This window comes from Arcticibacter sp. (assembly GCF_045629565.1).
In the GTDB taxonomy this organism is placed as follows: Bacteria; Bacteroidota; Bacteroidia; order Sphingobacteriales; family Sphingobacteriaceae; genus Arcticibacter.
Genome location: NZ_JAZQRL010000024.1, coordinates 1 through 7,630 on the forward strand (window position 1 = coordinate 1; position 7,630 = coordinate 7,630).

At 46.5% G+C, this 7,630-nt stretch carries 3 protein-coding genes and 1 pseudogene; 1 reads left to right on the top strand and 3 read right to left on the bottom strand.

Annotated elements, in window-relative coordinates; genetic code table 11:
• The 3 genes from ACKI5J_RS02580 to ACKI5J_RS02590 form a co-directional block, all read right to left on the bottom strand.
• On the bottom strand, positions 1-3,418 hold a 3,418-nt coding region (locus ACKI5J_RS02580), incomplete at its 3' end, for a DUF6443 domain-containing protein (protein WP_407426204.1).
• A 33-nt stretch (positions 3,419-3,451) separates the two neighbouring features.
• The gene (locus ACKI5J_RS02585) at positions 3,452-3,808 is read right to left on the bottom strand and encodes a hypothetical protein (protein WP_407426206.1); all 357 of its coding nucleotides are present in this window, start codon (positions 3,806-3,808) and stop codon (positions 3,452-3,454) included.
• Between the two features lie 164 nt (positions 3,809-3,972).
• Complete coding sequence (locus ACKI5J_RS02590) at positions 3,973-6,951, bottom strand: hypothetical protein (RefSeq protein WP_407426208.1); 2,979 nt, start codon at positions 6,949-6,951, stop codon at positions 3,973-3,975.
• 312 nt (positions 6,952-7,263) lie between these two features.
• Between ACKI5J_RS02590 and ACKI5J_RS02595 the strand changes: the two are divergent.
• Positions 7,264-7,630: pseudogene (locus ACKI5J_RS02595) on the top strand (transposase); the annotation flags it as partial.

The window sequence follows — 7,630 nt, forward strand, 5'->3', positions numbered from 1 at the left end:
TCAGCATCTGACTGTAGGTATTGGGATCCTTGGGATAGGGGTTTCCTCCCGGGAAAGCATAATCATCATAATAGTTGATCGACAGATACATGGCCACGTCAGTTGTCGGAAAGGCACTATTGCTGTAACCGGTCTCCGCTGTAGCCAGACGGCTCTCCCAAAGGATGTTTAGCGGATCGTTTACCTGAGCCTGAAGAACTGTTCTGCGCGCGTCGCCTGGTGACGCACCCGCATCTGCTGCGCCACTGGCATCTGTATATACCCCCGTCATGACCACCTGCCCAAAGGCATTATATTTGGTAAAACTCCACTGCTGGGGCGACTTGGCACGCTGCACCGCATCCTGGCTAAGCACCAACTGATCTATTTGATTGTAGATCATCAGTTCCCAGCCTTTACCGGGAAGCTTCTTGCCCGTCATCCGGTTGCGTCCGTCATAGCGGTACTGGTAACACAGGTCGTTCAGTGTCGTGCTGCTGATGGCCGCATCAGCATCCGGATGGCTTGCCGGTGGCAAGACAAAGCTCAGATTGCCGAAATCGTCGTAAACGTAATACGTGGAGAGCATCTCCGTTGTACTTCCTTTCCTGTTATACGTCCGCTTCAGCACAACCTGCCCCTGTTTGTCTTTGTATTCTTCGCTCGTTCCCAGACAACCATCTGCCGGCTGCCAGTTCTCGTCCCGGGTGATGGTCAGGTAAAGCTGGCTGTTTGCATACACGGCATTATGGTTCACCCGGGACAAGATCCGGGTATTATTGGCACCGGTAACCGCTGTATACAAGGCCACCCGGCCGCTCCCTGCCGTATTTCCGCTGATGAACGGATCTGCATTGTTGGTGCCGTATTCGGTGCGGGCCGTATGTCCCCCGCCGATCTGCCAGGCTGTCCCCGGCGCTCCCTGCTCGACCACCCGGTTCAGCGGAGAAGGCTCAAACAGGGTTTCCGCAAAAGGGTTCGGAATTCCGGTGACGCCTATAGGCGGGGCCGTATAAAAGCTCTGCTGGTCCGCTATGGCATTGGCCTTATAACTGCCGTTATTGCTGCTGCTGGCATAGGGCAGGTATTTCTTCACTTCCCGGCCAAAGGCATCATAGGCTACCGGGATGACAATATCTTTATCTGCGCCCGGGTTCCCCCTGACCTGTACACTTTGCAGCGGACGGCCCAGCCCGTCAAAATACTGCACGCTCTGCATCACCTCCCCCGGGCCTTTGTTCGCAAGATTCTCAGCCGAAGAAAACGCCTCTCGGGGAGTATAGGTGACAATATAGTTCTGATCCTGACTAAGGCTCGCTCCCCCTGCCGATGCTACTGCAATACTCAGCGTAGTGGTATTGCTGCCGGCACCGTTGTATGCCGTAACCGTATAGGTCGCAGCCGCAGACACCGTCGTAGGGGTGCCGCTAATGGTTCCGGTGGTCTCATTAAATACTAACCCTGACGGCAGTTGCGGGCTGATGCTATAACCCCTGAGCAAAACCATCTTCCGGATCGTTTGTCCATTGATATCCGCTACGTACATGTATCCGGTGCCGGCGTCCCGCGATATACCAAATGGCGAGTTCAAACGAACTTCCGCTCCTGTTCCGTTTACCGTTCCGGCGATAGCGGCTCCCGCCAGCGTGCTCACTATACCGTCGGGCGTAATCTTGCGGATCCGGTTATTGTTCTGATCGGCCACATAGACATTGCCCGAGCCGTCCACCACCAGGTTATTAGGAGGATCGAACATGGCCTGGGCACCTGCCCCGTCGGCAAATCCTCTTGTTCCGTTTCCGGCAAGCGTGCTCACTATGCCTGCCGGGCTGATCTTCCTGATCAGGAAGTTACTCCGGTCGGCGATATTTAAATTACCGCCTGCATCAAATGCCAGACCCATCGGGTAGTTAAAGGTTGATGACAGCGCTGCCCCGTTGGCAGAACCAATCACACCCGTGCCCGCAAACGTGCTGACTACCCCTGCCGGGGTGATTTTGCGGATCCGATGGTTGAAGGCATCTGCTACATACAGGTTACCCGAAGCGTCAAAGGCCAGTCCCATCGGATATTGAAAGCTCGCCGCCGTGCCGGTTCCGTTGGCTGATCCGATGGATCCGCTTCCGGCAAAAGTGCTCACCACGCCCCCTGGCGTGATCTTACGGATCCGGTGGTTCTGCTGATCCGACACATACAGGTTTCCCGAAGCATCAACGGCGATAAAGGAAGGATGCCGGAACACCGCCGCCGTGCCTGTTCCATTGGCGAACCCGGCATAGCCTGCGCCGGCAAAGGTACTCACCACGCCCGAGGGCGTAACTTTCCGGATGGAATGATTACCTGCATCGGCTACATAGACGTTTCCCGAAGCATCTACGGCGGAATTCAGCGGATTGTAGAAGCTTGCCCCTGTGCCCGTTCCATTTGCAAATCCAGCATTGCCACTCCCGGCTAACGTAGACGTACTCTGCCCCCCGGAATAGACGGCACCTCCCGTATTCACCGGACTCACGCTCACCGGAACACCTACCATAAACGCAGGAAGCGTGTAAGAGATCGAGGGCGTGGATGCCCCCGAAGATCCCATGCTTATGGTAGTGACAATATTGCCTGTATAGCTGCCATAGCCTTCCGAAACCACATAGTAGGTTCCGGGCCCGAGGCTTATTTGAATATAGGCCTGAGTACCCGGACAGGGAGAGTTGTAGTTATCATCGTTAGTAGCAATCACATTACCCGCTCCGTCCAGCACATGCATATACGTATCAATATTGCTCCCGCAATGGGAAAGGGTGATGGTCGAGTAAAATGGCATCGCAAACCGGTAATAGATATCGTTGCTGGGCTGACCGATATTGTTTCCCAAGCAGCCATCTGCATTGCTGCGGGTATCGGTAAAAGTTCCCGGCGAACCATATGTTCCGCCATCTATCGCATTGCTCATATTGGATCCCGCAGATGCAGTACCACTGCCTGATACTTCAAAACTCAAGTTGATATCTCCGGTATAACTACTGTAGCCTTCCGCAACAATATAGTAGGTACCCGCCCCCAAACTACTGGCAATATAGGCGTTTGTTCCTCCACACACGCCACTGTCATCATTGGATAGAATCTCACTGCCGTTCTGGTCCAACACACGCAGGTACGTATCGAAGTTGCTTCCGCACAACGATATGATAATGTTCGTAGATTGGCTCAGGCTGAAGCTATACCAGACATCCGGACTCGAATTACCGTAATTGTCACTGAAACCATAGCTATTATCCTGGTAGTCCCAATACTGGTAGGTTCCACAGCCGGTAACCGGTATGGGGAAAGCATCATACATGGATGTTCCGCTTTGGGCTGCTGCCCCTTTCCAGGCAATGGCCAGCAGTAACAAAATACCAATCCGGCTCATTATTCCGGATGTGACTGCAAACTTCAGATTGTTCATCGTGAGTTAACGTGTTTAGGCTAAAAAATCAGGCTATTTTTCTTCCGGGGAAGACATCCGTTCCGTACTGGGAATCATCTTCCGCTGCTGTGCAGGACTCAGCAACTTTCGCAACTGTACATTCTTCCCTTCCACTAAGGAGTGCATCCGCTGCCGCTTAACCACCTCATTCAGCGAGGTGTCTGCCATTAGCCCCCTCAAAGCCTGCTTATAATTATCCTGTATCCGCTGAACCTGAACAGCTCTCAACGAGTCAACCCCCAAAGTCCGCCGGTAATAACTATGTTGCTGCTTCTCCTGCTGAGGGCTGGCCTGCTGACCGTAGCTGCGTAGGCCTATACCTGTTATCATAACAGTCAAAAAAGCCGACAAATAGATTCTTCTTTTCATATCCCTTTTTTATAATTCGTTTAGATGATTAATTTCTTGCATTTCCTACAGGAACGCCCTATTGGCAGGAGTTTCTATAATAAAAAGCATTAGTATAATAAACAGAAATACTATTGATTGACTAACATTTGTTGATCTATACGTGATCGGTTGTAAGTATTAATTTACTGTCCTTTAATGTGGTATGTATATTCTTTTACGATGTTGCCGTTCCCATCCCTGACTAGTTTAAGTTTTTGAAAGCTATCAAATTCGTAAGTAATAATCTGTCCTTTAGGATCAGTCATACTCGTCATCCCGACTAGAGGGATGAACGTGTAGGTTGTGATATGGGCTGAGTTCAGTCCTGCTCTCAACTGTCTGTTAAATTCAGCCCAGCTGATCTTGGCTGCGGATGTGCTTAAGTCTCCAAGGCTCATTAAATACGTATCGAAAGAGTTTATACCATTGGTATATCCTAAATTGTTTAAAACTTGATTGCATTGATTATTTAAATCGTTAGCACTGAGATTTTCAGCCATCACTACTGGGTAGGCTTTCTGATAGGCCCAAATGTAAGCTACTGGAGTTCCTCTTTCCTTGGAAACATTTGTGACGTTACCAACGCCATCGTAGGAGCTAAAACTTACTCTATTCTCTGGATTGCTTCCTGCAATTGCAGATTGAATTGTCTTGGGAAGAATAAGTTGGCTTGGAGTTGAACTCCAAGAAGCCCCATTCCAGAAATCATAATTCGTCTTCCTTGACTGGAGAAAAGCGTCTCCCCGGAATGTCGATTCCTCAATTACCGGAGACAGAATGTTTCGTGACACCATTGCGTTGTATGGTGCAGTTTGACTAAGCGTTGAATGGTAGGGATATATATACTTTGTTTTGGCAGGACTATTTGCATTTGTTTGTAATTCCTTTTCCGAAATCTGGAGATATTCATCGTAATTATACTTTTCACTAGTGGTTATTGTCACAGAGCCGTTTGAATCGTAACTCGATACTTTTTTCTCTGTAAGCATTGATTTATTACTATGTCCGACTGCATCACATCGCACTAGTGACGAGCTATAGTTATCATAATACGAACTACCAGCTGAATTATGCAGGTAGAAAGCATCGTCCATAGACATTTCAAAGGGTATTAAATTAATGGTTGAACCGATAGCAAGACCGACTTGAAAACGGTCCTGTTTTTTCTCAGTATATAAATACTCTTCCCTCTGTACTTTTTTAAGCCCATCCAATGGGTTATAAGAATAATAGATAGTTTCAGCGAGTTGTGGCTTATAGTTTCCAAAGTCATCCAAGAAGCTATTTCGATATCCAGGATCAAGAGCTAAAATGGCAGGGTTGTATATAGAAAACCATTGAGGATCAATGAAATAACTATAAACCTTCTTACCTATGTTATTAACTTCATCGCCATATAGTTCCTCCACTCTCCCGAACATCACCATATTTCCGTTTGTCATCTTATTGGAACTGAGACCGGTGGAACTATAACTAACACTTCCATAGGTCTTTTTGTCTATAATAAGGGACATTGGCCGCTTATAGTAGGCAAAGTTTTGTTTTGTTCCACTTCTGAAAGCTGCTTCGTCTATTGGCCTGAAAACTGGATCAAAATATCTATACGTTTTTGTTGAAACTTTTCCTGTTACTGGATCTAAATTTTTAATTGATTCAATTCGAACTCCCCCAATTAGACCGTCTTCACAGTTTGCTTTGTATTGAAATTCCGTTTTACCGCCAGTAGGGTAAATTATCTCTCTCAAAAGGCCTGATTTCACGCCATCAGGGTCCGGATTAAAATTGCCAAATGAAATGCCAAGCGTCGCGATATCACTGCTGCTGTTTAGCAGGGTCGGTAGTTGATTGAACTTAGATGTACTCAGATATCCCCAATAATCATTGTGCATTGCATAACTATTTGATGCTCCAGGGTATAATGGAAATAACCCTGCATTGTAAGAGAGTGAGTAAGCATTTGATTCAGTTTCATTAGCATTGTAAAACCGCACATTATCCAGCCTTAAACGACTTGTAGTAGATCCGCCTTGAAAGTATGAATGCTCAAGGACTATCTTTCTAATTTCATGATTCCATTTATCTTTAACGGTAATACGGCTCAATCGCTTTGACGGAACATCGCTTCTTGAACTGTATTCAAAAGTGATAGTTTCGTTAGGAGTGACAATATTCTCAATGAATTTGGTGATATAGTCATTTATAAAAGAATTGTGCTGAAGATCATGACTATGACCCACAAGCTTCAACTGTGGGTCACTAGTTCCAGTTCCGTCTGAATAAATTTCGGCCGGCCCTCCATCAGAATATCGAATAAGTGAGCTTGATGTAACGACAGTTCCTGCATAATTCCAACCGCTTTGATAATTATAATTAACCTCTTCGTTATTAGGAGCTACTATTTTTGAAGGCAAGTATAAATCGTAGAGTCCATTTGCTGGAATAAAGCTGTGTAAAAAGCCATTTGCTGATTTTATTTCAATACGATCTTCAGTGAAGGTTACTGCTATAGGGTTATAAGGAAGTAACTTAACTGATCCATCCAAAAAATCTTTCCGAAATACACCATTCTCGCCTGTAAAAAGATTGTAAGAAAACCGATCAGAAAAAAAATCAATGTACCCGTCGTATATTCCTTGATCGGTAGAGCCTTTTTGAGTAATATCCTGCCAAACCTCGCGAATAAAACCAAGTCGCAGACCGATTGAATTGGCTGTTTGAGCTAACCTTTCATTAAACTGTATTTCTGTTTTATAGGTTGGCTTCGGTAGACCCATCGCATCAGGCTGTCCCAATACCTGGCATGTCACGTTTCCTCCCACGTTTATTACCCATCCCAGCCCAACCTCACTGGAAACATCTGTCACTTTTATCCCGGATGCATGGTAGGAAAGAGTAATTGGCAATTCAATGCCTCCGACCTTGATAGTATACAGAGGAATTGTAATACTTGGTATTCCAGTGCTTAAATCCACCGGTATTTCGCCATATCGTGAGAATGCTGCCGCAGCAGGAGACTGCGGATTATACTTGGGGACCTCTTGTATTTGGGCATCGCAAATGAAGGCCGAAATAAGAAACACGAAGAATAGATAATTTCTTAGAAGTTTAGATTTGAATAACATTGCGTTAAAGTCTATTAATGTGAAATTATAGTTTGCGCAAGCTACATCAACACACTGCAGTAATTCTGCAGTGAAAGAAATGTGGAAAACTTCTTACTTACCATTTATTTAACAAGTAGAACACCTTGCAATCTCCTCGTGGGCTTGTCAAATAATCTGCTACTCAAAAACAGTTCTGACTTCGGGAAACCTGTATTTAGAAGATCAAGGATAAGGATCAAATAAAAGTTTTGACCTCCCCCCTCAAAACAGGACCAGGCTAAAGTAGAGAATTCGGGCAATTATGAATACCTTAATAAGAAGATAATTGCCATGAAAAAAAGCAAATTTACCGAGGCACAAATTGCCTTTGCGCTGCGCCAGTCCGAGACGGGCACCCGCGTAGAAGAGATCTGTCGGCAGCTGGGGGTATCCCAGGCGACTTTCTTCAATTACCGGGTTTCAGCTTGCCGGCTTGCCGCTGTGTATGGCTAAGCAGATCGATGTACTATTACCGCCATCATCCCCGGGAGGATATACATTGCTGAAGATGAGAATTACCGAAATCGCCCATACGCGGGTACGCTACGGATTCGCTCGCATCTTTGTGCTGCTGCGAAGAGAGGGATTTGCAGACAATCACAAACGGGTTTATCGTATATACCGGGCTTGTGAGCTGAATTACGCACCAAACGCCCAA

What these genes read in the sequence shown, in the direction of transcription:
- ACKI5J_RS02585 (WP_407426206.1), bottom strand. Translation starts at nt 3,808, where the DNA reads ATGAAAAGAAGAATCTATTTGTCGGCTTTTTTGACTGTTATGATAACA.
- ACKI5J_RS02590 (WP_407426208.1), bottom strand. Translation starts at nt 6,951, where the DNA reads ATGTTATTCAAATCTAAACTTCTAAGAAATTATCTATTCTTCGTGTTT.